This is a genomic window from Plantibacter sp. RU18 (assembly GCF_050613355.1).
GTDB lineage: Bacteria > Actinomycetota > Actinomycetes > Actinomycetales > Microbacteriaceae > Plantibacter.
The window spans coordinates 4,551,157-4,574,019 of sequence record NZ_CP159618.1 but is presented as its reverse complement, the minus strand read 5'-3'; the positions used below and the strand labels follow the sequence as shown (position 1 = coordinate 4,574,019).

Annotated in this window: 23 protein-coding genes and 2 pseudogenes; 13 read left to right on the top strand and 12 right to left on the bottom strand. The window is 66.5% G+C overall.

Annotation, left to right across the window (positions count from 1 at the left end):
* The 3 genes from ABMA10_RS21760 to ABMA10_RS21750 all read right to left on the bottom strand — a co-directional run bounded on the left by ABMA10_RS21760 (window position 1) and on the right by ABMA10_RS21750 (window position 4,418).
* Window positions 1-1,026, bottom strand: coding sequence for an ABC transporter permease (locus ABMA10_RS21760; RefSeq protein WP_431031006.1), 1,026 nt, complete (start codon window positions 1,024-1,026; stop codon window positions 1-3).
* An 11-nt stretch (window positions 1,027-1,037) separates the two neighbouring features.
* Window positions 1,038-2,642, bottom strand: coding sequence for an ABC transporter substrate-binding protein (locus ABMA10_RS21755; protein ID WP_347867372.1), 1,605 nt, complete (start codon window positions 2,640-2,642; stop codon window positions 1,038-1,040).
* Between the two features lie 147 nt (window positions 2,643-2,789).
* Window positions 2,790-4,418: a PucR family transcriptional regulator gene (locus tag ABMA10_RS21750; RefSeq protein WP_431031005.1), complete on the bottom strand. Its 1,629-nt coding sequence runs from the start codon at window positions 4,416-4,418 to the stop codon at window positions 2,790-2,792.
* Between the two features lie 93 nt (window positions 4,419-4,511).
* Between ABMA10_RS21750 and ABMA10_RS21745 the strand changes: the two genes are divergently transcribed.
* Both ABMA10_RS21745 and ABMA10_RS21740 read left to right on the top strand, forming a co-directional pair.
* Window positions 4,512-5,453 (top strand): serine hydrolase, encoded by a 942-nt coding sequence (locus tag ABMA10_RS21745; protein ID WP_347867370.1) that lies wholly within the window; start codon window positions 4,512-4,514, stop codon window positions 5,451-5,453.
* The gene (locus tag ABMA10_RS21740; protein WP_347867369.1) at window positions 5,450-6,304 is read left to right on the top strand and encodes a M55 family metallopeptidase; all 855 of its coding nucleotides are present in this window, start codon (window positions 5,450-5,452) and stop codon (window positions 6,302-6,304) included. Before ABMA10_RS21745 ends, ABMA10_RS21740 begins: the two co-directional genes overlap by 4 nt.
* A gap of 22 nt (window positions 6,305-6,326) precedes the next feature.
* Here the strand turns inward: ABMA10_RS21740 and ABMA10_RS21735 are convergent, their stop codons facing one another.
* From ABMA10_RS21735 to ABMA10_RS21725, 3 genes and pseudogenes are all read right to left on the bottom strand, one after another.
* On the bottom strand, window positions 6,327-6,827 hold the full coding sequence (locus tag ABMA10_RS21735) for a M20/M25/M40 family metallo-hydrolase (protein ID WP_431031537.1): 501 nt from the start codon (window positions 6,825-6,827) through the stop codon (window positions 6,327-6,329).
* Window positions 6,733-7,515: pseudogene (locus ABMA10_RS21730) on the bottom strand (M20/M25/M40 family metallo-hydrolase); the annotation flags it as partial. The gene ABMA10_RS21735 and the pseudogene ABMA10_RS21730, both read right to left, overlap by 95 nt.
* Before the next feature lie 43 nt (window positions 7,516-7,558).
* A complete protein-coding gene (locus tag ABMA10_RS21725) occupies window positions 7,559-8,902 on the bottom strand; it encodes a heparan-alpha-glucosaminide N-acetyltransferase domain-containing protein (RefSeq protein WP_347867367.1) in 1,344 nt (447 codons plus the stop codon).
* A gap of 185 nt (window positions 8,903-9,087) precedes the next feature.
* Here ABMA10_RS21725 and rpsF point away from each other — a divergent pair.
* The 6 genes and pseudogenes from rpsF to ABMA10_RS21695 form a co-directional block, all read left to right on the top strand.
* A pseudogene (gene rpsF / locus ABMA10_RS21720) lies at window positions 9,088-9,438 on the top strand (30S ribosomal protein S6); the annotation flags it as partial.
* Between the two features lie 128 nt (window positions 9,439-9,566).
* A complete protein-coding gene (locus ABMA10_RS21715) occupies window positions 9,567-10,088 on the top strand; it encodes a single-stranded DNA-binding protein (protein ID WP_347867366.1) in 522 nt (173 codons plus the stop codon).
* A gap of 65 nt (window positions 10,089-10,153) precedes the next feature.
* Window positions 10,154-10,417 carry a 30S ribosomal protein S18 gene (rpsR, locus tag ABMA10_RS21710; protein WP_056010351.1) on the top strand — a complete coding sequence of 88 codons (264 nt, stop codon included), beginning with the start codon at window positions 10,154-10,156 and terminating at the stop codon, window positions 10,415-10,417.
* Window positions 10,418-10,429: 12 nt separating this feature from the next.
* Window positions 10,430-10,882, top strand: a complete 453-nt coding sequence (rplI, locus tag ABMA10_RS21705; RefSeq protein ID WP_347867365.1) for a 50S ribosomal protein L9 — start codon at window positions 10,430-10,432, stop codon at window positions 10,880-10,882.
* A 583-nt stretch (window positions 10,883-11,465) separates the two neighbouring features.
* Window positions 11,466-12,842: a replicative DNA helicase gene (dnaB, locus tag ABMA10_RS21700; protein ID WP_347867364.1), complete on the top strand. Its 1,377-nt coding sequence runs from the start codon at window positions 11,466-11,468 to the stop codon at window positions 12,840-12,842.
* Between the two features lie 944 nt (window positions 12,843-13,786).
* Window positions 13,787-15,031 (top strand): IS256 family transposase, encoded by a 1,245-nt coding sequence (locus tag ABMA10_RS21695; RefSeq protein ID WP_431030682.1) that lies wholly within the window; start codon window positions 13,787-13,789, stop codon window positions 15,029-15,031.
* A 107-nt stretch (window positions 15,032-15,138) separates the two neighbouring features.
* Here the strand turns inward: ABMA10_RS21695 and ABMA10_RS21690 are convergent, their stop codons facing one another.
* On the bottom strand, window positions 15,139-16,380 hold the full coding sequence (locus ABMA10_RS21690) for an IS256 family transposase (RefSeq protein WP_431031004.1): 1,242 nt from the start codon (window positions 16,378-16,380) through the stop codon (window positions 15,139-15,141).
* Between the two features lie 176 nt (window positions 16,381-16,556).
* Window positions 16,557-17,204, bottom strand: coding sequence for a hypothetical protein (locus ABMA10_RS21685; RefSeq protein ID WP_347869924.1), 648 nt, complete (start codon window positions 17,202-17,204; stop codon window positions 16,557-16,559).
* A gap of 451 nt (window positions 17,205-17,655) precedes the next feature.
* On the opposite strand from ABMA10_RS21685, the gene ABMA10_RS21680 reads away from it, so the two are divergent.
* Window positions 17,656-17,934 carry a hypothetical protein gene (locus ABMA10_RS21680; RefSeq protein ID WP_347869923.1) on the top strand — a complete coding sequence of 93 codons (279 nt, stop codon included), beginning with the start codon at window positions 17,656-17,658 and terminating at the stop codon, window positions 17,932-17,934.
* Between the two features lie 602 nt (window positions 17,935-18,536).
* Window positions 18,537-18,878, top strand: a complete 342-nt coding sequence (locus ABMA10_RS21675) for a hypothetical protein (RefSeq protein WP_347869922.1) — start codon at window positions 18,537-18,539, stop codon at window positions 18,876-18,878.
* A gap of 15 nt (window positions 18,879-18,893) precedes the next feature.
* On the opposite strand, the gene ABMA10_RS21670 is transcribed toward ABMA10_RS21675, so the two are convergent.
* Window positions 18,894-19,319: a hypothetical protein gene (locus ABMA10_RS21670; protein ID WP_431031003.1), complete on the bottom strand. Its 426-nt coding sequence runs from the start codon at window positions 19,317-19,319 to the stop codon at window positions 18,894-18,896.
* Between the two features lie 39 nt (window positions 19,320-19,358).
* Between ABMA10_RS21670 and ABMA10_RS21665 the strand changes: the two genes are divergently transcribed.
* Genes ABMA10_RS21665 through ABMA10_RS21655 form a run of 3 tightly spaced genes read left to right on the top strand, consistent with a single transcriptional unit; the run spans window position 19,359 to window position 20,845 of the window.
* Window positions 19,359-19,910: a hypothetical protein gene (locus ABMA10_RS21665; protein WP_347869920.1), complete on the top strand. Its 552-nt coding sequence runs from the start codon at window positions 19,359-19,361 to the stop codon at window positions 19,908-19,910.
* 43 nt (window positions 19,911-19,953) lie between these two features.
* Window positions 19,954-20,340, top strand: a complete 387-nt coding sequence (locus tag ABMA10_RS21660) for a hypothetical protein (protein WP_431031002.1) — start codon at window positions 19,954-19,956, stop codon at window positions 20,338-20,340.
* 40 nt (window positions 20,341-20,380) lie between these two features.
* On the top strand, window positions 20,381-20,845 hold the full coding sequence (locus tag ABMA10_RS21655) for a hypothetical protein (RefSeq protein ID WP_347869918.1): 465 nt from the start codon (window positions 20,381-20,383) through the stop codon (window positions 20,843-20,845).
* 66 nt (window positions 20,846-20,911) lie between these two features.
* Here the strand turns inward: ABMA10_RS21655 and ABMA10_RS21650 are convergent, their stop codons facing one another.
* The 3 genes from ABMA10_RS21650 to ABMA10_RS21640 all read right to left on the bottom strand — a co-directional run bounded on the left by ABMA10_RS21650 (window position 20,912) and on the right by ABMA10_RS21640 (window position 22,639).
* The gene (locus tag ABMA10_RS21650; RefSeq protein WP_347869917.1) at window positions 20,912-21,556 is read right to left on the bottom strand and encodes a hypothetical protein; all 645 of its coding nucleotides are present in this window, start codon (window positions 21,554-21,556) and stop codon (window positions 20,912-20,914) included.
* Between the two features lie 61 nt (window positions 21,557-21,617).
* Window positions 21,618-22,253 carry a DUF2510 domain-containing protein gene (locus tag ABMA10_RS21645; protein WP_347869916.1) on the bottom strand — a complete coding sequence of 212 codons (636 nt, stop codon included), beginning with the start codon at window positions 22,251-22,253 and terminating at the stop codon, window positions 21,618-21,620.
* A gap of 38 nt (window positions 22,254-22,291) precedes the next feature.
* The gene (locus ABMA10_RS21640) at window positions 22,292-22,639 is read right to left on the bottom strand and encodes a hypothetical protein (RefSeq protein WP_347869915.1); all 348 of its coding nucleotides are present in this window, start codon (window positions 22,637-22,639) and stop codon (window positions 22,292-22,294) included.
* Window positions 22,640-22,863 lie beyond the last annotated feature (224 nt).

The following is a 22,863-nucleotide window of genomic DNA, read 5'->3' as shown; positions in this document are numbered from 1 at the left end:
TCAGTTCTCCTTCAGTGCGCTGCGGGGGTCGAGCAGGACGAGGACGATGTCGACGAGGAGGGTGACGAGCAGCACGATGAGTCCGTAGAGGATGATGACGCCCTGGGCCACGGGGTAGTCCTTGTCCCGGATCGAGTTGACGATCGTGAGGCCGAGGCCCGGCCAGGAGAAGATCGTCTCCACGAGCACCGTGCCGGCGATCAGGCCGCCGAGTACGAGCCCACCGATCGTGAGCGCCGAGGTGAGCAGGTTGGGGAGCGCATGCCGCAGGTAGACACGCCATGCCGGCATCCGCTTCGCTCGCGCCGTCCGGATGTAGTCCTGGTCGAGCACGGTGAGTGCCTCGGCACGGACGATGCGTGACATGGCGGCGATGCTGCCGATCGACAGCGCAGCCACCGGGAGGAGGTACGACTCCGGCCCGGTCCGGCCGGCGACCGGCAGCAGGTGGAGCTGGACGGCGAACACGTAGATGAGCCCGACACCGACGAGGAACTCCGGTACGACGGCGAAGAAGCCGCTCACCGAGGTGTAGCCGAGCTCCAGGCCGCGACGTCGGCCGCCGCGGGTGAGTGCGGCGGCGGCGAGGCCGATCGGGATCGCGAACAGGAGCATCGTCGCGAGGGCGAGGAGCGCCAGTTCGAGTGTCGCCGGGAGGCGCTGGGTGATGATCTGCGACACGGGGATCTGGAGCGAGAACGACTCGCCCAGATCACCCGTGAACAGGCCCTGCCAGAAGCGGAGGTACTGCTCCCACAACGGCAGGTTCAATCCGAGCGCCTCCCGACGGGCCTCCACCACGGCGGGCGAGGCGTTGATGCCGAGTGTATTGCGGATCGGGTCGCCCGGGACCAGGCGGATCATGAAGAAGGACACGGTGACCAGCACCACGACGGAGATCGCGAGTCGACCGAGTCTCCGGAGGAGGAACGCACTCCAGGTCCCGCGAGCGCGATCCGGGCGTCGCTGACGCGACCCCTTGAGGGCGCCGCCTCCGGTCGTCGATGCGAGCTGTTGCTGCGTCATGATGCGGACCGCTACTTCAGCACACGGATCGCGGCACCGGGGATGAGCCCACCGGACGGATCGATGACCGTTGTGGCACCGTTGAAGTACATGTGGCTCGCCGTGATCGAGATCGGGATGATGTCGGCCGAGGCGAAGAGCTCCCGTTCGGCCGCCTCCCAGCTCGCACACGATTCGTCGCCGGGGAGAGCGGCGGCCTCCGTGGCGAGCTCGGAGTACGCGGGGTTGTCCACGGAGGCGAAGTTGATGCCGTCGGGAGGGGTGGGCCCGGACAGGTACGGCGGGAGGATGCTCGGTGTGTTGGTCTGGATGGTGAGGCCGAGGACGACGCTCCACGAACTCGGATCGGCGGCGGAGAAGGTGTTCGAGAGCAGGGCGTTCCGGTCGCCGCCGACGAGCTTCACGGTGACGCCGAGATCCTCCCAGAGGCCCGCGAGGTACTCGGCTCCGGCGCTCTGCGCGTCGATCGAGTTGATGTAGACGACACTGATGGCGAGGGGTGTGCCGTTGCGCTCGAGGGTGCCGTCCGAGTTCTTCGTCCATCCGGCCTCGGCGAGGGTCTTGGCAGCCGCCTTGGCGTCGAAGCCGGGAACGGCACCGTCGACGCTGTCGTACGTGCACATGAGGGGCTCGGGCGCGAGGAGCGATGTCGCGCGGACGCCCTTCTCCGCGGTGTTGATCGTCGTGTAGGTGTCCAGATCGGCGGCCTGGATCAGCGCCTGACGGACAGCGACGTCGGCTGTCGGGAGGCCCTCGTACTGGTTGAACATGATCTCGCCCGACATGGCGGAGTAGGAGCGTGAATCGAGCGACGCACCGATCACCCGCTCCTCGTCCGCGCCCGTCACCGGTGCTGCGTTCAGCTCGCCGGAGAGGAGGAGGTTCGCTGCCGTGCTCGGGTCCGTCACGACCTTGATCGTCACGGTCTTCGGCACGCCCGCCGCAGCGGTCGTGAGGCCGTCGGGGCCCCAGGTGTAGTCGTCGCGACGCTCGAGCGTGATGTGGTCGTTCGGCACCACTTCGGTGATGGTGAACGGGCCCGTGCCGACGCTGGCTGCGCTCGCAGACTTCGGGTCGTCGAGCGCCGCCGGACAGGCGAGCGCCGCCGAGCCGACGATCTTCAGGAGGAACGGGGACGGCCCCTCGGTGGTGACGGTCAGCACGTTGCCCTCGGCTGTGGCGACGGCCCCTGCGGGGATGATCGTCCCCATGAGCGGCGAGCCGTTGGCCGGATCGCTGATCCACGAGAAGTTGTCCGCGGCGACCTGCGCGGTGAACGGTGTTCCGTCGGAGCAGGTGACGCCCTCGCGGAGCGTATACGAGACGCGGTCGGAACCGTCCTCCCAGCTTTCGGCGAGGTAGGGCTTCGGTTCGCCCGTCGCCGGGTCCACGAAGAGGAGCGAGTCGTAGGCGTAGGCCCCGACGAACTGGGCGGAGACGAGGTTGGTGACGAGCGGGTTCAGGTCACCGGGGTCCTGCGAGATCATCGTGGTGAACGTGCCGTCCTCAGCGAAATCCGCTGCGGAGGATCCCCCGGGTGATGCGGCGCTGCAGGAGACGAGGGCGAGCGTGCCGGCGGCGGCGAGGACCGCGGTGGCGAGGGCGCGTGCTGTCATTCGATCGGCCTTCTGTTCGATGTGCGGGCGGCGGATGGGTGGAGCGTCACCGGTTGTTCAACCTTGCGCCCTGCATCCTCGCCGGACATCGTGCGATCGAACGAGAAACAAACCTCCCCTCGTCGGATCGAACAGCCCGCCACTGCCTCAGCCGAGGAGGCGGAGCTGCAGCATCAGCCCGAACCTCGCGTCCGCATCATCGAGGTCGACGCCCGCGATCTCCGACAGTCGGCTCAAGCGGTAGCGGAACGTGTTCGTGTGCACGTGCATGGTCTGCGATGCCGAACGGACGTCCCCGAAGTGGTCCAGCCAGGCGCCGAGGGTCGCGACGAACTCAGTGCCGTGCTGGGCGTCGTACGCACGCAGGACCGCGAGCGGCCCGGTCGCGACGATGCCGTCGACCGCCAGCGAATCGGAGATCCGGAGCATCAACCAGTCGACCTGCACCTCGTCCGCCGTCGCCACCTGGTCGTCGGCGACAGCCCGACTGCGGAGCACCCGCAGGGCGCCGTCGGCCTCGGCCTTCGACTCCGTGAGCTGCGACACGCTCGCGACGACGTTCCCGACCCCGGCGTAGAACCGGCTCGGTGCGTCCATTCGCGAGACGAACTCGCGCGCCAGCTGTACCGTCTCGGACTGCGCGCGCTCATCGGCAGCCCGAAGCGGGACGACGGCGTAGATGACGCCGCCCAGCAGTGCCGCGATGGCGCGCGGATAGATTGGCTGCAGGTACATGTTCAGCGTGCTCGTCACGCGTTGCAGCTCGGCCTCCGACTTCGCCTCGTCGCCCGCCCCCCGATCCCCCGGGCCGAGGGCGATGACGCACGCGGCGTCGGAGGCGATGTCGAGTTGCGTCGCCGCTTCACGGGCACGGATCCCACCGTCGAGCAACATGCTGACGAGTCCCAGCCGCAACCGCGCCGACGCGTCGAACGCCACGCGCGCTCGCAGCATCGTGAGCGCGACGACCCTGGCCGCCTCGACCATCCCCTGCGCACGCTGCGGAGTGAGCGGCTCCTCCACGACCGCCCAGATCGACCCGAGGACTTCTTCGCCAGCCTTCACGCGCATCGCGACCCGGGGGAGGCTTCCGCTGACGACCGACTTCACGAAGACCGGTGTCGGCGAGGTGTAGATCTGGCGGAACACGCCCTGGGCGCGGTGCATGTCGCCGTACACCTCGGGTACCTGGAGGCCGAGGATCGTCTGCCGACGCGGTTCGTCGGTGCCGGCCTGATCTGCGGAGAACGCCAGCACGCGCGACGAGAGGTTCTCGATCGTCACCGGTGCCTGGAGGAGGGCTGCGACGGCGTCGGCCAGTTCGAACAGTTCCGCGGCCGCGTCGGTGCCCGAACCCACGATGCCGTTCTCCGTGCCCTCCGGGCTGAGCGTGGAGGTCAGCATCGTCGCCACCTGGATCCATGACGCGCCGCGGATCAGCCCGAGGAGCACCATGTTGCCTTCGGAGATCGCCTCGGCGACCTCCCGGCTCGTCGGTACGGGCTCGCGCACGACGAGCGCGACCGCCCCGTCGGCGGCCAGGGCGCGGATCTGCGCCGCGATCTGCGTCGGACCGGCGAGGCCGACGCCGAGCACGATCGTGCCATTCATGATCGTCGGCGGATCGAGCGGGTCGAAGAGGACGACCGACGACACCTGGGTGCTGGCGTCGAGGTGGCCGGCCTCCAGCGAGAGCAGCGTGGATCCGAGGCGGTCGAACAACCGCCCGAGGGTCGCCGCGGCACTGAGTGGGGCGGTCTCGCGTTGCTCGTTCATCTGGCTCGTTTCTGCTCGATCGCACAGCTTGGGTGCCACAGTGTTGGACTCTTGGACGAACAGCCCTCGTTGCTGGACGAAGATACTGGGTGGATGACGATCACTCAAGACTCCGGTCCGGTCATCGAGGCACCGATCAGGTCGGTGCTCCAACCGCTCGGCATCCGCGGGTACGTGCACGCCGTCGACATCGATTCCGGCGTCGAGGTCGGGCTCGACGCGGACACCGACGTCGTCACGGCGAGCGTGTTCAAGTTGCCCGTCCTCGTGGAACTCGCACGGCAGTACGAGACCGGCGCACTCGATCCCGGTCAGCGGATCCGCGTCGGAGCCGACGAACGCAGGACCGATGGGCCGACCGGCCTCTCGATCCTCCTCGACGACGTCGAGCTGTCGCTCCGTGACCTCTCCGTCCTGATGATGTCGGTGAGTGACAACCGCGCCACCGACCTCATCGCCGACCTCGTCGGACTGGACGCGGTCAATGCGACGATGCGCAGCTTCGGTCTGCAGCGCACCGTCGTCCCGGTGGACTGCGACGCGCTGTTCCGCATGATGGCCGAGGACCTCGGTGAATCGCTCGCGGAGCTGGAGGGACGTCTCCAGGCCGGTGCGCTCACCGCCGCCGACCTGGCGCTGCTGCAGTCCTCCCGTGTCTCGAACCCGGAGTCGAACGACCGGACGACGCCCCGCGAGATCACCGCGTTGCTGGCGGCGGTCTGGCGCGATGAGGTGATCGGCGCGACTGCGGCGGCTGAGGTGCGCCGCGTGCTCGGTCTGCAGGCATGGTCGCACCGACTCGTCGCGGGCTTCCCCGACTCCCGCGTCAAAGTCAGCGGCAAGACGGGAACGCTCTTCTTCATCCGCAACGAGGCGGGCGTCGTCGAGTACCCGGACGGCGGGCGGTACGCCGTCGGGGTCTTCCTGCGGGAGTCCAGTCTCGAACTGCGTCACCCCGACGCCGACCGCGCGATCGGCACGGTGGCGCGTATCGCCGTCGATGCGCTGCGTTCGGGTCAGGGGCTGCAGGCATGAGCCCCACCAAGGTGTACATGTCGGTCGACATGGAGGGGATCGCGGGGATCGCGACCTTCGACCAGGTGGTCCGCGGCGGGCACGGCTATCCGCGCTCGCAGGAGCTCATGACGCTCGAGACCAACGCGGCGATCGCCGGTGCGTTCGCCGGTGGGGCCACAGAGGTTGTCGTCAACGACTCGCACGGCACGATGGACAACCTCCTGCACGAACTGCTCGACCCCCGCGCCCGTCTCGTCTTCGGGAGCCCGAAGCTGCAGTGCATGGCGGAGGGACTCACCGCCGATTGCGACGTCGCGCTCTTCGTCGGGTATCACGCTCCCGCCGGCGGCCCGGGCGTCCTCGCGCACACCTTCTCCAGTCACTTCACGGGCGTGCGCATCAACGGCGTCCCGGTCTCGGAAGCGGAGGTCAACGCGCTCTACGCGGCGTCCCTCGGTGTGCCGGTCGGTCTCGTGACGGGCGATGACGTCATCTGCGCGCTCGCGGCCGAGCGGATCCCCGGTGTCGCGGTGGCGGAGGTGAAGGTCGCGCACGGCTTCGCTGCGGCGAACACGCTCGCACCGTCGGTCGCCCGGGATCTCGTCCGGGACGCTGCGGAACGAGCGGTGCGCGGGCATGCGTCCCTCCCGCGGCCCCAGCTGCCGGGCGAGCTCGTCCTCGAGGTCGATCTGCCACTGACCATCGCCGCTGAGATGGCGAGAGGGATCCCGGGCGTCGAGCGGGTCGGCGATCGCACCGTCCGCAGGACGCTCAGCACGACCGATGAGGTCATCGGCATCATCACCGTCTACTACCAGCTCGCGGCAGCTGCGGTCGCGGCGCGGCAGGCGCTCATCTCCCGGATCTGATCCGCGGCGCAGCGTCCGCCGCTCAGGCGGTGGCCGCTCCGCCGACGGATGGCGTCACGCCGAGCAACTCCTCCACGAGCAGGGCGAGCAGTGCCGTGCGCGGGCCGATCATCGACACGAGCGCGTGCTCGTCGTCCGCGTGCGCGCCACCGCCGACCGCTCCGAGGCCGTCGAGCGTCGGTACGCCGATCCCGGCGGTGAAGTTGCCGTCGGAGCCGCCTCCTACCTCGACGCCGCGGAGCAGGCCGAGCCCGTGCGCGGCGGCGATGGACCTGGCTTGTTCGAAGAGGGCGGCCGACGCGCTGTGCTCGAGCGGCGGGCGGTTCGGTCCGCCGGTCACCTCGATCACCGCACCGTCGAGGGAGGGGGAGGAGCGCGCGCATCGCCGCATCCACGCGCTCCTGCTCCGCGATGCTGGTCGCACGGGCGTCGACAGCGAGGACGGCGGATGCGGGAACCGTGTTCCTCGTGGTGCCGGCTTGCGAGGCCGTCGGGACGACCGTGGTGCCGATCGCGTCGTCACCGAGGGTCCCGATCGTGAGCACCTGACGAGCAAGCTCGACGCCGGCGTTGATCCCGAGGTGTGGTTCGAGGCCAGCGTGTGCCGCGCGACCGGTGATGTGGACCTCGTAGTTCGAGACGCCCTTCCGGCCCGTCTTGAGCGCGCCGCCGTCTCCGGACGCCTCGAGGACGAGCGCTGCAACGCACCCCGTCGCCTCCGTCTCGATGAGTTCCCGGGAATCGGGCGAGCCGAGCTCCTCGTCACCCGTGACCAGGAGGCACACGCCGTCGAGGGCCGCGTCCCCTCCGCTATCGCGCAGCGCTGCCATCGCGTGGACCGCCTGCGCCAGCCCGAGTTTCATGTCGAAGCAGCCGGGCCCGCGGATCACGTCCTCGACGATCGAGAACGGGTGTTCGTCCAGCGAGCCGATCGGCCAGACCGTGTCATGGTGCGCGAGCAGGAGGACCCGTGGCTTGCCGAATCGCAGTCGCAGGTGGGTGCAGCCGTTCACGACGATCGTCTCCGGCGGGCGTCCGAGGCGCCGATCGAGGAGTTCGGCGACCACTGCGGCACTCGTGGCGACCGCCCGGTGATCGTCCGAGGGCGACTCCGTGAGGATCAGCTGCTCGAGGTCCTGGAGCAGTTCGGGCACCCGGGCTGTGCACCGGTCGACGACATCGGCTGCTGGACTGGTGGCGGGGAGGGTCATCGGAGTCCTGTCTCGGCGTCGGGTGCGGAACCGCACCGTCGTCTCAGTCGACCATGCTCCCGGGATCGGCGCCTGGTCCGTTCGTCTGAATCCCGGCCGGTTCGTTGGTGCTCTCGGACCGTCGCTCCGGCGTTCGTCGCTGCGCGTCGGCGAGCGATCGCCCGGCGGCGTGGACGAGCGTCTCGAGCGGCCCGCGTCGACGGGTGAGGGCGATGAGCCATCCGAGCAGGAGCGCCCCAGCGATGTGGAGGAGCCAGAGTTCCGGGCTCGAGATGAGCCAGCGGGTCTCGGCGGTGTATCCGGTACCGGCGATGCCGCCGATGGCGATGAAGGCGCCGACCGATGCCATCACGACATGCGCGGAGTACACCGTGAGCGGAGCGGCCCCCGCACCGGCTGCCGGGAGCAGGGCTCGCGACCAGCCGCGGTTCAGGACGGTGCCGAGGGCCAGGCACAGGCCGATGACGACAGCGGCGATGCCCGTGGTGAAGACGAGGTCGAGCGTCGTCCCGGAGTGCGGCGAACGGGCGACGAGCCACCAGAGCGACTCCGTCGGGCTCGTGCCGTACATTCCCTCCGCGAGTGCGTCCTCGACCGCGGCGATCGTCGTCGGGTCGGGATCGAGGCCACCGGTCCACGCGCGCGCGATGCCGTCGAGCCCGCCGAGCGGACCGAGCAGGAGGGCGGCGAGGCGGTCCGCGGCGACGGCGACGACGACCCCCACGCCCGCGAGCGTCAGCGCGAACCGTCGCAGCGAGCCGTTCGCGCGCGATTCCATGAGGAGCCGGCCGACGGCCATGCCGACGAGGACGTAGACGATCCAGGTGAGCGCCGGGTACACCCCGGTGAGGAGGAGTCCTCTGGCGAAGCCGGCTCCAGAGAGGTCGAACCAGGACGCGCTCCCGATCTCGGGGACGTCGATGCCGCCGAGTGGTGCCCGCAGGAGCTGGGAGCAGATCGGCCAGACGGTGGCCCAGACTCCGGCGACGATGAGGAGGGTGCGTGGGCGCCACGTCACCGCGGGGATCGCGAGCCAGAACGTCACGCCGTAGTAGGCGATGATGACGTAGATGCCACCCGGGAGGACGCCGAGCGTGAGCCCGAGGACGAGCAGGGCGAAGCCGCGACCGAACAGGTTCAGGCGGGCGGCCGCGGGGGAGCCTGCGGCGAGATCCCGTCTGCTCGTGAGGACGATGCCGATTCCGGCCAACACGGCGAAGAGAGCTGCCGCCTTGCCGGAGAGCACCGTGGTGAGAGCAGTGTGTCCACCGGTCTCGATGTCGAACGACCACACGTGCGTGGCCATCATCCCGATGAGCGCGAGGAACCGCGCGAGGTCGAGGCCGATCAGTCGGTCGGCGCGCTTGCGGCTGGCTGGGGCGGTCATCGGGAACAGCATCCCATGTCCGAACAGCCTCGCGGAAGGGCGTGCGGTGGCGGTTCGGGCCTCACTCGGGTACTCTATGAAGGTTGCCCGGGCGCGTCCGCTCTGTTCTCGGCCGGTCGCAACGATGCTTACACCCTCCTGCCACAGAAAGTCTGTGGCCGTTCGAGTCCGAAGGAGGTGGGTTAGTGACGCATCAGTACGAACTCATGGTTATCCTCGACCCCGAGATTGACGAGCGCACGGTTGCACCGAGCCTCGACAAGTTCCTCAACGTCATCCGCAACGATGGTGGATCCATCGACAAGGTCGACATCTGGGGCCGTCGTCGTCTCGCTTACGAGATCAACAAGAAGACCGAAGGCATCTACGCCGTCGTCGACTTCACTGCAACGAGCGCTGCAACGCAGGAGCTCGACCGTCAGCTGAAGCTCTCCGAGGCCGTCATGCGCACCAAGGTGCTGCGTGCCGAAGAAGCCATCGCTCAGGTCGCCACCGAGACCAAGCGCAGCGAAGAGAAGGCCGCCCGCAAGGCTGCCGCGAAGCCCGCTGCTGCAAAGGTCGAGGCACCGAAGGTCGAGGCTCCCAAGGCCGACGCCCCGAAGGCCGAGGCTCCCAAGGCAGATGCAGCTCCGGCTGCAGCTGAGACCACGGAAGCCTAGAGCTCATGGCCGGCGAGACCGTCATCACCGTGGTGGGCAACCTGACCAGCGATCCGGAGCTGCGTTTCACGCAGAACGGCCTGGCTGTCGCCAACTTCACCATCGCTTCCACTCCGCGCAATTTCGATCGCGCGGCGAACGAGTGGAAGGACGGCGAAGCGCTGTTCCTGCGCGCGAGCGTTTGGCGTGAATTCGCCGAACACGTGGCCGGATCGCTCACCAAGGGAAGCCGTGTCATCGCGACCGGGCGTCTCAAGCAGCGTTCCTACGAGACGAAGGAAGGCGAGAAGCGGACTTCGATGGAACTCGAAGTCGACGAGATCGGCCCTTCGCTCCGGTACGCGACCGCGACCATCAGCCGCGCACCCTCGGGTGGCGGCGGCGGTGGCCAGCAGCGCGGCGGAGGAGCACCGCAGGTGCAGCAGAACGAGCCCTGGGCTCAGAGCGCACCCGCAGCCTCCGGTGGCAACGGCGGTGCAGATGCCTGGAACACTCCAGGCAGCTACAGCGACGAGACCCCCTTCTAAACAGATTCGATCGGCCCGGCCTCGCCGGATGACCGATCACTCCATTCACACGCAAAGGAACAACCATGGCTGGAAAGTCGAGCGGCGACCGCCGCAAGCCTGCCCGCGGTGCTAAGGGCGGCAAGAACGTCGCTCCCGCGAAGGCGATCCGCGTTGGTGTCATCGATTACAAGGATGTCGCCACGCTTCGCAAGTTCATCTCCGAGCGGGGAAAGATCCGTGCTCGTCGTATCACCGGTGTCAACGTCCAGGAGCAGCGACTCATCGCACGTGCGGTCAAGAACGCACGCGAGATGGCGCTCCTGCCCTACGCCGGCTCTGGCCGCTAGGAGGCGCCGCACATGTCGAAAGTAATTCTGACGCACGAGGTCTCCGGCCTCGGTTCCGCCGGTGACGTCGTCGACGTCAAGAACGGCTACGCTCGCAACTTCCTCGTTCCCCAGGGTTTCGCGACCCCGTGGACTCGCGGTGGCGAGAAGCAGGTCGAGCAGATCAAGTCCGCTCGTGCTGCTCGCGAGCACGCAACGATCGAAGAGGCCCAGGACCTGAAGGCTCGCCTCCAGGCCACGAAGGTCAAGCTCACGGTCAAGACGGGTGGCGAAGGCCGCCTGTTCGGTTCCGTCAAGCCGGCCGACATCGCGAAGGCTGTTGCCGGCGCGGGTCTCGGTGAGGTCGACAAGCGCAAGATCGAGATCCACACCCCGATCAAGTACGTCGGCGAGCACGAGGCCACGATCAGCCTCCGCGACGAGATCGTCGCCACGATCACCCTCCAGGTGGTTGCGGCCAAGTAACACCTGCGCCGAGCGTGGGCGTCTCCGGACGCTTCCGTTCGCGCATGCAGCAGTATCCGCGATGGCGGCGGGCCGAAAGGCTTGCCGCCATCGCTTTGTTGTGCGCAGGCGCGGTGCGTCCCCGGAACGCGGGTGGGTCGATCGACCGACAGGCGTTCGCTACACCCGATTTGCCCTCCGCGTCAAGCAAGTTGTGCACAGGTGACGTCCGTTTTCCCCAACGTTCGACACAGGATCGAGAGAACTTTCCACACACAGCCTGTGGAATATAAAAGACCTGATCGGAGATGCTTTAGTCGGGAAAATTGGTTCTTTGTCCACAGGGTTTCCCACAGCTTGTGCACACGTCACGCGGCGTTTCCCCCGATCTGTCCACAGAGTTATCCACAGGCAGAGTTGGTTGTGAGTCCGAGTGGCCCTATCGTGAGTCATCGGCGTCTCGGAACGACCGGACGAGCAGGCTCTGAAGCCCTCGTCCGAGGCTCGTCCACGCCGTGCAGCGCGCTGCGTGTCGCATGCTGCTGCTACACCTGACGCATCACCACCAGTACCGACCTGAGTCACATCGAGAAGGGATGTCCACTTGTCGATCGCTCACCTCAACCGCTCGGAAGGCGGCTCATACGACGAGCCGCGGAGTTCTGAGCGGGTACCCCCGCACGACCTGCTCGCCGAGCAGAGCGCGCTCGGTGGCATGTTGCTCTCGAAGGACGCGGTCGCCGACGTCGTCGAGATCCTGCGCGGCGTCGACTTCTACATCCCGAAGCACGAGGTCATCTACGACGCTCTGCTGACCCTGTACTCGCATGGTGAACCGACCGATGTCATCACCGTCACCGACGAGCTCGTCAAGACGGGCGAGCTCTCCCGTGCCGGTGGCGCTGACTACCTGCACACGCTCACGAGCCTCGTCCCCACGGCCGCCAACGCCGGCTACTACGCACGGATCGTCTCCGAGCGTGCACTGTTGCGTCGCCTGGTCGAGGCCGGCACGCGTATCGTCCAGATGGGCTACGCGGCCGAGGGCGAGGCCGTCGAGCTCGTCAACACCGCTCAGGCCGAGATCTATGCGGTCTCCGGCAACCAGGAGGTCGAGGACTACGTCCCGCTGACCGATGCGGTGAGTGCCGCGATCGACGAGATCGAGGCCGCCAAGCACAACGACGGTTCGATGACGGGCGTGCCGACGGGCTTCCGCGAGCTGGACGAGCTGACGAACGGCCTGCACCCCGGCCAGCTCATCATCGTCGCCGCTCGACCCGCTATCGGTAAGTCCACGCTGGCGCTCGACTTCGCGCGCGCGGCCTCCATCCACTACAACCACCCGTCGATCTTCTTCTCCCTCGAGATGGGGCGCAGCGAGATCGCGATGCGTCTGATGAGTGCGGAGGCCTCCGTGCCGCTGCAGCTCATGCGTAAGGGCACGGTCGACTCGCAGGACTGGACGAAGATCGCCCAGGTGCGCGGCCGCATCAACGACGCCCCGCTCTACATCGACGACAGCCCGAACATGACGCTCGTCGAGATCCGCGCGAAGTGCCGTCGTCTGAAGCAGCGTGTCGGCCTGAAGATGGTCGTCATCGACTACCTGCAGCTGATGACATCGGGTAAGCGTGTCGAGAGCCGTCAGCAGGAGGTCTCGGAGTTCTCCCGTGCGTTGAAGCTCATGGCGAAGGAGCTCCAGGTCCCCGTCATCGCGCTGTCGCAGCTGAACCGTGGTGCAGAGCAGCGTGCCGACAAGATGCCGGCCCTCTCAGACCTCCGTGAGTCCGGCTCGATCGAGCAGGACGCCGACATGGTGGTGCTCCTGCACCGCGAGTCCGCCTACGAGAAGGACAGCCCGCGAGCGGGCGAGGCGGACCTCATTATCGCCAAGCACCGTAACGGCCCCACCCGCACGATCACCGTCGGCTTCCACGGCCACTTCAGCCGCTTCGCGGACATGGCGCCTGGGCAGTAGTGTGAACTGTGAACGAGTCACTCAAAGTGTCGCCTGCTCATTTTGATTGTCGCTTCCTGCTCGGAGCGACACGATACGTGGGCAGAGGAAATTACAGACGGGTGGTCGTTTCCTAGCGAACCCGCGATCATATTTAATGATGTGCGGGATGATGAAGTGATCGCAGGCGGCGTTGAGTGGTCAATTTCGGGATGGCGGCGGCGTAGGGGCGTCCACCGGCTCGGGCGTAGGTTCGAGGTGAACTTGGCGTTTTTCCTCGGATGCTAGGCGGAAGTCTGGCTGATTTGCGATGTGACTCGGAGCCGTGCAGAGCCTGGCAGGATTGAGTCCTCTTCTACTGGCCTTCCGGTGTCGGTGCCGGCGCCGTAGAACTCCTACGACCGCTGTTCGCGGCGCAGTGTCCGCCCTGTGAGGCGGGCAGGAACATGGGCAGCTCACGACAGATGGCCGCACAGGAAGAACCAATTCGCCGCACGTGATCGCGCGCCCACTACCAGCACCCACGCGCGAAGACACCAGGTTGTCCGGCACCGCTCGAAGCGGCGCAGTGGACGGTACGAGCGTTCCGAGGTTAGCCATCTCCATGGAATTCGAGATCCCTCGGCCTGAGTGTCTCGCCGTACTCTGACCTGCCGCTGATACAGGTCTCGTCGACCTCATGAACCTGCCCTGGCGTAGTCGCCTTCGACTTCCTCTGATTCTGCGGCATGTATCGTACGAACGATGAGCGGCTCTGTAGCGGGTTGGACGTGTCAGGTGGATGTGCCTGGACGGCTGCAGCGTGCTCCTTCTGGCCTCTTCGGCTCCTGGGAAGGGATCCGCCCAGAGTAGTGCCCCATAAGGTGGTGTAGCCTGCGGTGGCCGGCTCGGTCTTGGACGTGAGCGCGGTCACCGTGTGACTCCTTCGAGAAGTCTCTAACCTCCACTCGAAAGGCATCATCACGATGACCGCTCCACATATTGTCGACCCTGCACACCTTCTTGGCGAAGCCCTGACCGACGCGTCTCCCGATCTGATGCGGTCGCTGCTGCAAACCATGATCAACGCGCTCCTCTCTGCCGACGCTGACGCGGTGATCGGCGCCGAGTGGGGCCAACCCACCCCGGGTCGCACCGTCCAACGCAACGGCTACCGGCACCGCGACCTCGATACCCGCGCCGGGACCATCGATGTCGCGATCCCGAAGCTGCGCTCTGGCACCTACTTCCCGGAGTGGCTCCTCGAGCGCCGCAAACGCGCCGAGACCGCCCTGATCACCGTCGTCGCGGACTGCTACCTCGCCGGCGTCTCCACACGCCGCATGGACAAACTCGTGAAGACCCTCGGGATTCACTCGTTGTCGAAGTCGCAAGTGTCCCGGATGGCTGCGGACCTCGACGAGCACGTTGACCAATTCCGACACCGCCCGCTCGGTGATGCCGGCCCATTCACGTTCGTCGCCGCCGACGCTCTCACCATGAAAGTCCGCGAAGGCGGACGCGTCATCAACGCCGTTGTTCTCGTCGCGACCGGGGTCAACGCCGATGGGCGCCGCGAGGTCCTGGGCCTGCGGGTGGCCACGTCGGAGACCGGGGCGGCGTGGAACACGTTCTTCGCCGACCTCGTCGCCCGCGGTCTGACCGGGGTTCGTCTGGTCACTTCCGACGCGCACCGCGGTCTGGTCGAGGCGATCGCCGCGAACTTCCCCGGCGCGGCCTGGCAACGCTGCCGCACCCACTACGCCGCGAACCTGATGTCGGTGACCCCGAAGAGTCTCTGGCCCGCGGTCAAGGCTATGCTGCACTCCGTTTACGACCAGCCCGACGCCGACGCCGTCCACGCCCAGTTCGACCGGCTGTTGGACTACGTCGACGGGAAACTGCCCGCAGCTCACGAACACCTCGACGCTGCCCGCGCCGACATCCTCGCGTTCACCGGGTTCCCCGAGGGGCTCTGGCAGCAGATCTGGTCGAACAACCCGAACGAGCGCCTGAATCGTGAAATCCGTCGCCGCACCGACTCCGTCGGCATCTTCCCCAATCGCGACGCGATCACCCGGCTCGTCGGCGCCGTCCTTGCCGAACAGACCGATGAATGGGCCGAGGGACGCCGCTACCTCGGACTCGACATCCTCGCCAAGAGCCGCCTCACCATCGTCCCCGACACCGGAACCGAGGTGCCCGAACCAGAACTCGCCCTCAGCGCCTAACCCAACGAATCGAAGGACACACGGCTACACCACTCCACGGGGCTTGACCCTCGATGGTCAAGTCCAAACGCGTGGTGTAACGGGATTGCCGCGTGATTCTTGGATTTCTAGGCGCTGAGGGCGCCGAGTTCGGTTGTTTGTTCCTCCTTGTCGGTCGGGACGAGGGTGAGGCGTGAGCGGCTGAGGACGTCGAGGCCGAGATAGCGGCGGCCTTCGATCCACTCGTCGTGTTGTTCGGCCAGGACCGCTCCGACGAGGCGGATCAGGGAGCCGCGGTCGGGGAAGATACCCACGACGTCGGTGCGGCGGCGGATCTCGCGATTGAGGCGCTCCTGCGGGTTGTTGGACCAGAGCTGGCGCCAGATCTCCTTCGGGAAGCCGGTGAACGCGAGCACGTCCGCCCGGGCGGTCTCGAGGTGGGTGGCGACTGCGGGGAGCTTCTCTTCCAGGGCGTTCAGGACCCGGTCGAACTGTGCGTGGACGGCGTCCTTGTCGGGCTGGTCATAGACCGAGTGGAGCAGGGTCTTCACCCACGGCCAGCTGGACTTCGGGGTCGCGGACATCAGATTCGCGGCGTAGTGGGTGCGACAGCGCTGCCAGGTCGCGCCGGGCAGCGTCGCCCCGATCGCCGCGACGAGGCCGGCGTGAGCGTCGCTGGTGACGAGCTTCACCCCGGTGAGGCCGCGGGCAGTCAGGTCGCGGAAAAAGCCCAGCCAGCCGGCGCCGTCTTCGGCGCTGGTGACCTGCAAGCCCAGGATCTCACGGTGCCCGTCCTTGTTCACGCCCGTCGCGAGGAGCGCGTGGACGTTAGCGACACGGCCGCCCTCGCGCACCTTCAGCACCAGGGCGTCGGCGGCGACGAACGTGTAGGGGCCAGCGTCGAGGGGCCGGGTGTGGAACTGCTCGACCTGCTCGTCGAGGTCGGTGGCCATGATCGACACCTGCGACTTGGACAGACGAGTGATGCCGAGGGACTCGACGAGTTTCTCCATCCGCCTGGTCGAGACCCCGAGCAGGTAGCAGGTCGCCACGACGCTGGTCAGGGCGGCCTCGGCACGGCGGCGCCGCTCGAGGAGCCAGTCCGGGAAGTACGTTCCGGTGCGCAGCTTCGGGATCGCGACGTCGAGAGTGCCGGTGCGGGTGTCGAAATCCCGGTGCCGGTAGCCGTTGCGGGAGTTGGTCCGGTCGGCGGAGATCTGGCCGTATTCGGCCCCGCAGACGGCTTCGGCCTCGGCGCTCATCAGCGCGTTGATGAACGTGGTCAGCATCTGCCGCATCAGGTCCGGCGAGGCTTGCTCGAGTTGTTCGGACAGGAAACGGGCAGGGTCAATAAAATGGGGTGCGGTCATCGCGTGTACTCCTTCGGAAAAGACTTGATCGGTCTTTCCAAGAATCACGCGGTGGCCGCCTCACATCGGTGCAACACGCCCATCAGGGCCGGGGTTACACCACGCTATTGGACGCAACCGGCTCGATTCGTTTGCTCCGTTCGATCATGGTGATGCCTCGGGTGCGCGGACAGCGTTCAAGTGCGACCGGAGTTGATGATGACGTCGACAACTTCTTGCACGTCATTGCCCTGAATGAGCCACTCGGTTGGGACCTGCCGTCCGGTGGCGATGAGGCTCTCTTGTGGGATCGTCATGAAGCTGGCGAGGGCGAGGCTTTTCATCCGTGTGCGCGCTGCTTCCAGGATCGCGGGGAGCCCGGGGAGGAGCTTGTCGCCACGGTAGGTGAGTTGCCAGACGGGGAATCTGAGCTGGCCGGCGACCTCGATGGCGTGTAGGCGGCCTTCGTCGACCGCGGTGCGGATGGTTCCCTCGTCCCAGCGGAGGTACCCGATGAGATCATCCAGTGTCGCGGTCTCGTGGAGGTGCGAGAGAAACGACTCGAACATGTTCTGCTGCAGATCCCCGCGAGCGACGCGTGCTTGCGTTTCAGCGAGGGACTCTGCGGTGAACGCTCCCGAGCTGATGAGGTATTCAGTCTGCTCGGCGCTCAGGCCGCTCGGTCGGACGGGAGTCAGCGCTCGAATGTGGTTGGTGAGTGCGGCAAGGAGGTAGTTCGAGTCACCGCCGAGCTGTTCGAGTGCTTGCCAGAGGTCATCCAACTCAACAGCGGGTGGAGTTTCGCCGCGTTCGGCTGAGATGGTGGGGTGCGAATGAGAGACCATGCTCGGCAGCATATGGTGCGGCCGGTGGATCTCGCAACTATGTTTATACCTGGTCAGAGTCGATTTTACGGCGACCTGGGTAGTCTCGGTAGTGTGCTTCTTGCTGGTTTACGAAGCTATTCGCAAGCCCGTCAGCATCGCTGCATCGCCCTCGCGCTTCGGTGTTCGGTCCGTCCTGCCAAGCATCAATGCCGGATTGGTTCCACCCCGGTCGAGCATCGGCCAGCAGCACCACAGACCGACAGGGTCGCTGCGGCAAGCCGCGCAACCACCGAAGAATCGAAACCTGCGACCTCCCGTGAGAAGCAGCACTAGACGTGCCGCGCCCCCGCGTCACGAGGGCCATTCCGCAAGAGACGCGCACACCCTCCTCCGCCAGCGGGAAGCACCGCCGGCGACACTGTCTGAACCACCCAGCACCACCACCATTCGGAACGCACCCGACACGCTCGTGAGCGTCGAGCTGACCATCCGCTCGCTCGAGCTGACGCTCCACGACGGCGACGTCCTGGGCCTCGCCGAGACGCTCCAGAGCGTCCTCGACAGCTCGGATGAGGGGGTCTCCGTCAACGCCTGGGTGGGCATCCCGCACGGGTTCATCGCCGTGGACCGTCGAGCCCAGAGCACCGGTGACATCGAGCTGGTCGCAACGGACGGAGCGGTTCTCGCAACCCTCACGGTGCACGAAGCCCTCGACGCGATTCGCGTCATCCGCGGCCACTACTCCTGAGGCGCGCCGCCATCGGAGACACCTGCACCAACGAGAAGACCCCGAAGCGCATTCCGCGCTTCGGGGTCTTCTTTTTCGACCGACGAGCTCACGCCCGTCGGTCTATCCGTTCGCTACCGCGGACGAATGACGATCCTGATCTCGCCGGGACGCATCGGCGTCCGGGGGTTCACAGGCTTCAGGGGGATTCGCTTCACAGCCACTATGGGCCTTCCTGCACCGCACGACACCCGCCCCGCTGAGAGACGAGTTGACGTCTTCCCAGCGAGAAGGGTTAAGATCAGAACGAATCTCTGCCAGGAAATTCCGCTCTGACCCTTGTTGTCGCTGACCGTTCACTCTGTTGGCGATCTACCAACAGGGGTCTTTTGCGTTGCAGGATCCATCGTACCGTTTGGCCCCGACGAGGCTGCGAGAAAACGGACGTTTGAGGCACCTTTCGGCACCATATAGACGTATTTGCCTTCCTAGCCGTAAGTATCGCGTGGACCATGCCCTGGAAGTCCGTTCGTAGCCTGTCGGCGCCGAGTGTCTGAGCCCGGATGCACCGGATACGCATGGCGTCAAAGATGTTGCAGTCGACCGCGAGATACGGTGGACCAATGAGCCTTTCACCGGAACGTGTATTGCTCTCCAGCAGCAACGTGCTCGACGACCTCGAGTCGGCCCTGCGCCACGACGCCGACGTCGACCAGGAGCGCATCGTTCGGATCGACAACGGCTTCCGCCTGCAGGAGACGGACGAGTACGTCGTCGAGGCCTGGAAGATGCTCTACAACTGGCGGCTGGTCGTCATGCGACCACATCAGCAGGTCGACACCATCCACGGCTACTGCTACTTCGGCACCGACCTCGAGACGCTGGCGCGCGCCGTGGCCGCGGGGCTTCAATGGGAGGACCCGCTGCACTCGGCGCCGGAAGGCTTCGACAAGCAGGCGTTCTAGATGACGAGCTGAGGCTCAGCCCTCGAGACAGGCCTTCGCCTCGTCGACGCCGTCCTCCGCGACGGAGAACTCCTCGCCGTTCATCTGGTGCGGCCACACGGTGAACTCCGCCGCGAAGCTGTCGATAGCGACCAAGGGCCCGGAACCCGGGGTGAGCGAGCCGCCGATGCCCCAGACGCCGACCTCGTGTTCATCCTCGAAGCCCGGGGTCGTGAAGCTCATCGCGACGATGTACACGTCGCCTCGCTCTGCGGACTTCACGGCGCCGGCGGCGACCGGGGTGATCGCGGGACCGTCATTGGCGCCGTCCGCGATCGCGCTCAGAAGCTCGGGTGGAACGGTCTCGCACGGGCGGCCGTCACCGGCGTTACCGCCGGAGCAGCCAGTGAGTAGGAGGACCGCTGCAGCGAGCACAGCGACGGGCGAGACGAACTTGGGCATGAGCCCCATTATGCCGAGCGGCGTCGATACGCTGAGGCCGTGACGGCCGCCGAAGACCCCTGGTACCAGCAGCTCCGCATGCAGTGGAAGCCGGACCACGTGAAGCTTCTCCTGGTCGCCGAGTCGGCGCCCCACTCCGGAGCGGCCGCGGCGACGGAGCGCTGCTTCTTCTACGCACCGACCGTCTCCCGTGCCGACAACCTGTTCCGCGGCGTCGTCCTCGCGCTCTACGGAGCGAAGGTCGCCACCGGTGACGACCGCGCACCGTGGCTCACGCGGCTGCGCGATGACGGTGTCTGGCTGATCGACCTCGCACCGTACCCGGTGAACAAGCTCTCCTCCGGCGATCGCCGACGGGCTCTCCTCGAGCACGCGCCGGCGCGCACCCGCGAGATCCTCGACCTCGCCCCTGACGGGATCGTCATCTGCCACGCGCCCACGTTCCGGGCGCTGGCGCCGGCCCTCGTCGCAGCGGGTGATCCGCTACTGCACGACGAGGCGATTCCGTTCCCGCTGGGGAACTTCCGGGCGCGCTTCGCTGCAGAGATGCGCGAGGCGGTTGCGCCGTTGGGGATGGCGTCGCCGCAGTGAACCCGGCCGCCCACGTCGTCGAGACCTGCGCCAGGATGGTGCCATGAGCACTCAACGACGCGCGGCCAAGCCGGACGAACAGCCCCGGCAGCGACGCTGGATCCCGATCATCGCGGTCGTGGTCGGTCTCGGCGCCGTTGGCACCATCGTCGCTGTCATCGTCGGCATGGGCGGCGCGAACAAGGAACAGGCGTTCCTCGATGCCATTCGATCGGACCCGAAGGTCCACTTCCAACAGATCGGCGACGAGCAACTGCTCACCTCCCGCAAGGTGACCTGCAAGCGCATCGCCGATGGCGAGACTCTTGCCGAGTCGGTCGCCAACGCCCGGAGCAACTGGAAAGCGACAGGGTCGCTCAGCAACATCACCGAAGACGAGTACCTCGACAACGTCGGCGCGCTCTACCGTGCCGCTGCCGCGAGCTGCTGAGGCGCTGAGGAGAACTCAGGCGATCACTATGCTGAGCGTCATGCACAGCACCCTCACCAAGCGCATCTCTGCGCTCACTCTTCTCGCTGCCATCGCCTTCGGCTCCACCGCCTGCTCGTCCGGCGCCAGCACCAATGAGCCCGCGACGCCGGCCGCCGAGGTCACCACCGACGCTCCGCAGCCCGTGGACCTCGCCGGTGAGTGGAAGCAGACGAACTCCAAGAGCGCCGACAGCTTCCAGACCGCGACCATCACCGGTGACACCATCGAGGTCTACTGGGTCGCGACGGACACGAAGTCGCTTTACTGGGCGGGAACCGTCGTCGCGCCGGCGGACGCCTCGCAGTCGTTCACCTGGGACTCGGCGAACGACACCACGAAGACCGGCAGCTCCATGATGGCGTCCGGCGATGCGACGAAGACGTTCACCTACGAGAACGGCGAGCTGTCCTACGAGGTCACCGCACTCGGCACGACCATGACTGTGCGCCTCGAGCGCGAGTAGCCTAACGCAGCTCCAACAGAAGACCCCGAAGCGCGAGATGCGCTTCGGGGTCTTCTTCGTTCACGGCTACAACTCGAAGTTCCGATACTGGTAGTCATCATCAGAGATGGGCATCACCCAACTCGCGATCGAGCGTGTCTCTCCTTCTTCAATGAACTCGAGGAAGGTGTAAAGGTCGGTGTCGAGGCGTGACTCCTCGAGCAAGTAGTTCGAGCGCACGATCTCGTAGTCGAAGGCGCCGGCGATGATGCGTAGGGCGGGCGAGCTGTCGAGCAACGCGGGCAGGTCACAACCGAATGCGTCACCGAACGCTTCATCCAATGTGCCATCCATCCCGAGTTCGACGTACATCCCGCGGACCTCATCGATGCCGAGTCGGTAGATGGTGTCCATGTCCTTGACGCCGCACTCAAGTGTCGGAAGCGTCGCCGTCTGTGGCTCGACGATGATTGCGTAGAGGCAGCCGACGATGTCGACGGCAAGGACATCGAACGCCACCCCTTGATCGCTCCGAACGTTTCGTCCGACAACGAGCAGGGTCTCCACGAGTAGGGACGGGTTGTCGAGGAGCGCGCGGAAGAACGTCTCCCGTCGGTCGACCACAGTCAGCTGCAAAGGGGGCCCTAGCGACCCGTCCTCCAAGACGCGCTGCAGCTGAGGCAGCTTGTCGACGTAAACGAGTTCGTATTCAGCGTCGTAGTCATCGCTCATGTGGGCATCCTGCCATGGTGACGCAAACGACGACAGCATCGTTCCGCGAGAGCGACCACGGTCAGCCGCGCGGGACCTGCAGCTCGACGAGTCGCGGGTCATCGAGCTCATACGTCAAGTGCCCCTGCGCCGCGGCGTCGATGCAGACGACGGCGTCCGTGCGTCGGATGCAGCCCAGGTCGAGGAGGTCGATCGCTTCCGCCCTCGAGTAGGACGTGAACGAGCCGGCGGTCGGATGCTCCTGGATGCCGAGGATCCACTGCTCCGCCGTGCCGCATTCGTCGAACGTCGCGAGGAGGGCAACCTCGCTCTCGAATGGTTCGTTCTCTGCAGCGATCATCGCGTCGCTGCACGCGGCAGACACCTTTGGCGCAGAGGCCTGACGGGCAACGGCTCCGACGATGCCGACCCCGATGACGACGGCTGCCACAGCGGCGAGGACGCCGAAGACGGCCTCGCGACGAGGCCGCTTCCCGCGGTCCTTCTTCTTGGCCGCGTCGCGCCGATCCTCGGCATCGAGCTCACGCTCGATCTCCTCCCGCCAACGCTGCTCCTCCTGGAGCTCGCGTGCCGCTCGACGACGGGTATCCATCGAGGTCACGGCCTTGCGCGGACCCCACGCTGCTCCGTCCCACCAACGATCGGTGCCGTCGGCCTCCGGATCGGGATACCAGCCAGGAGGAGGAGCGTCAGACATAGCCGGAAGCCTAGCGAACGGGCTCGGAGCCGACCCTCCTACTTGGTGCTTCGACCGGCTCGGCGCGGGAGTTTGGCCATGACCCAGTACCCAGCAAGAAGAACGATCGCCGTGACGATACCCGGCCCGGCGGCGTAGAGACCGACGAACGCTATGAAGATGCCGCCTCCGATGGACGGCGCCGTCAGCTCATCCGCTGGTGGATCGAGCTGCGCCAGCAACGGTGCGCCGAAGAGCATCGCGCAGACGCCGAGCATGTAGACCAGGACCATGGTGACGAGGACTCCGATGGCGACTCGCTTGCTGCCCACAAGGAACTGCATCGCTGCCCAGATCGCGAGAACGATACCGATCGGGATCAGGATGAGGAGCCAGGAGTCAGTCATTGGTCCTCAGGGTACCGGGCGGTCGATCCGGCGACGGAAGCCGCCTAATGACCAGAATCCACCCACAGCACGGCCCGTTCCGGGCCACTATGCACCCACCGAACAGCAGCAACAACGGTAGTGGCCACCAACCGGCCACACGGTGACCAACAGGCGGTCCCTATCCGGTCACACTGCCCGAATCCCTCGCGATGCCGCTCGGGAATGCAGCGGTGACCAGAAAC

Excerpts from the sequence above, each read along its gene's own strand:
- ABMA10_RS21760 (WP_431031006.1), bottom strand. The coding sequence starts at position 1,026 with ATGACGCAGCAACAGCTCGCATCGACGACCGGAGGCGGCGCCCTCAAG.
- ABMA10_RS21755 (WP_347867372.1), bottom strand. The coding sequence starts at position 2,642 with ATGACAGCACGCGCCCTCGCCACCGCGGTCCTCGCCGCCGCCGGCACG.
- ABMA10_RS21750 (WP_431031005.1), bottom strand. The coding sequence starts at position 4,418 with ATGAACGAGCAACGCGAGACCGCCCCACTCAGTGCCGCGGCGACCCTC.
- ABMA10_RS21745 (WP_347867370.1), top strand. The coding sequence starts at position 4,512 with ATGACGATCACTCAAGACTCCGGTCCGGTCATCGAGGCACCGATCAGG.
- ABMA10_RS21740 (WP_347867369.1), top strand. The coding sequence starts at position 5,450 with ATGAGCCCCACCAAGGTGTACATGTCGGTCGACATGGAGGGGATCGCG.
- ABMA10_RS21725 (WP_347867367.1), bottom strand. The coding sequence starts at position 8,902 with ATGACCGCCCCAGCCAGCCGCAAGCGCGCCGACCGACTGATCGGCCTC.
- ABMA10_RS21715 (WP_347867366.1), top strand. The coding sequence starts at position 9,567 with ATGGCCGGCGAGACCGTCATCACCGTGGTGGGCAACCTGACCAGCGAT.
- rpsR (WP_056010351.1), top strand. The coding sequence starts at position 10,154 with ATGGCTGGAAAGTCGAGCGGCGACCGCCGCAAGCCTGCCCGCGGTGCT.
- rplI (WP_347867365.1), top strand. The coding sequence starts at position 10,430 with ATGTCGAAAGTAATTCTGACGCACGAGGTCTCCGGCCTCGGTTCCGCC.
- ABMA10_RS21695 (WP_431030682.1), top strand. The coding sequence starts at position 13,787 with ATGACCGCTCCACATATTGTCGACCCTGCACACCTTCTTGGCGAAGCC.
- ABMA10_RS21690 (WP_431031004.1), bottom strand. The coding sequence starts at position 16,380 with ATGACCGCACCCCATTTTATTGACCCTGCCCGTTTCCTGTCCGAACAA.
- ABMA10_RS21685 (WP_347869924.1), bottom strand. The coding sequence starts at position 17,204 with ATGGTCTCTCATTCGCACCCCACCATCTCAGCCGAACGCGGCGAAACT.
- ABMA10_RS21675 (WP_347869922.1), top strand. The coding sequence starts at position 18,537 with ATGAGCCTTTCACCGGAACGTGTATTGCTCTCCAGCAGCAACGTGCTC.
- ABMA10_RS21670 (WP_431031003.1), bottom strand. The coding sequence starts at position 19,319 with ATGCCCAAGTTCGTCTCGCCCGTCGCTGTGCTCGCTGCAGCGGTCCTC.
- ABMA10_RS21660 (WP_431031002.1), top strand. The coding sequence starts at position 19,954 with ATGAGCACTCAACGACGCGCGGCCAAGCCGGACGAACAGCCCCGGCAG.
- ABMA10_RS21655 (WP_347869918.1), top strand. The coding sequence starts at position 20,381 with ATGCACAGCACCCTCACCAAGCGCATCTCTGCGCTCACTCTTCTCGCT.
- ABMA10_RS21650 (WP_347869917.1), bottom strand. The coding sequence starts at position 21,556 with ATGAGCGATGACTACGACGCTGAATACGAACTCGTTTACGTCGACAAG.
- ABMA10_RS21645 (WP_347869916.1), bottom strand. The coding sequence starts at position 22,253 with ATGTCTGACGCTCCTCCTCCTGGCTGGTATCCCGATCCGGAGGCCGAC.
- ABMA10_RS21640 (WP_347869915.1), bottom strand. The coding sequence starts at position 22,639 with ATGACTGACTCCTGGCTCCTCATCCTGATCCCGATCGGTATCGTTCTC.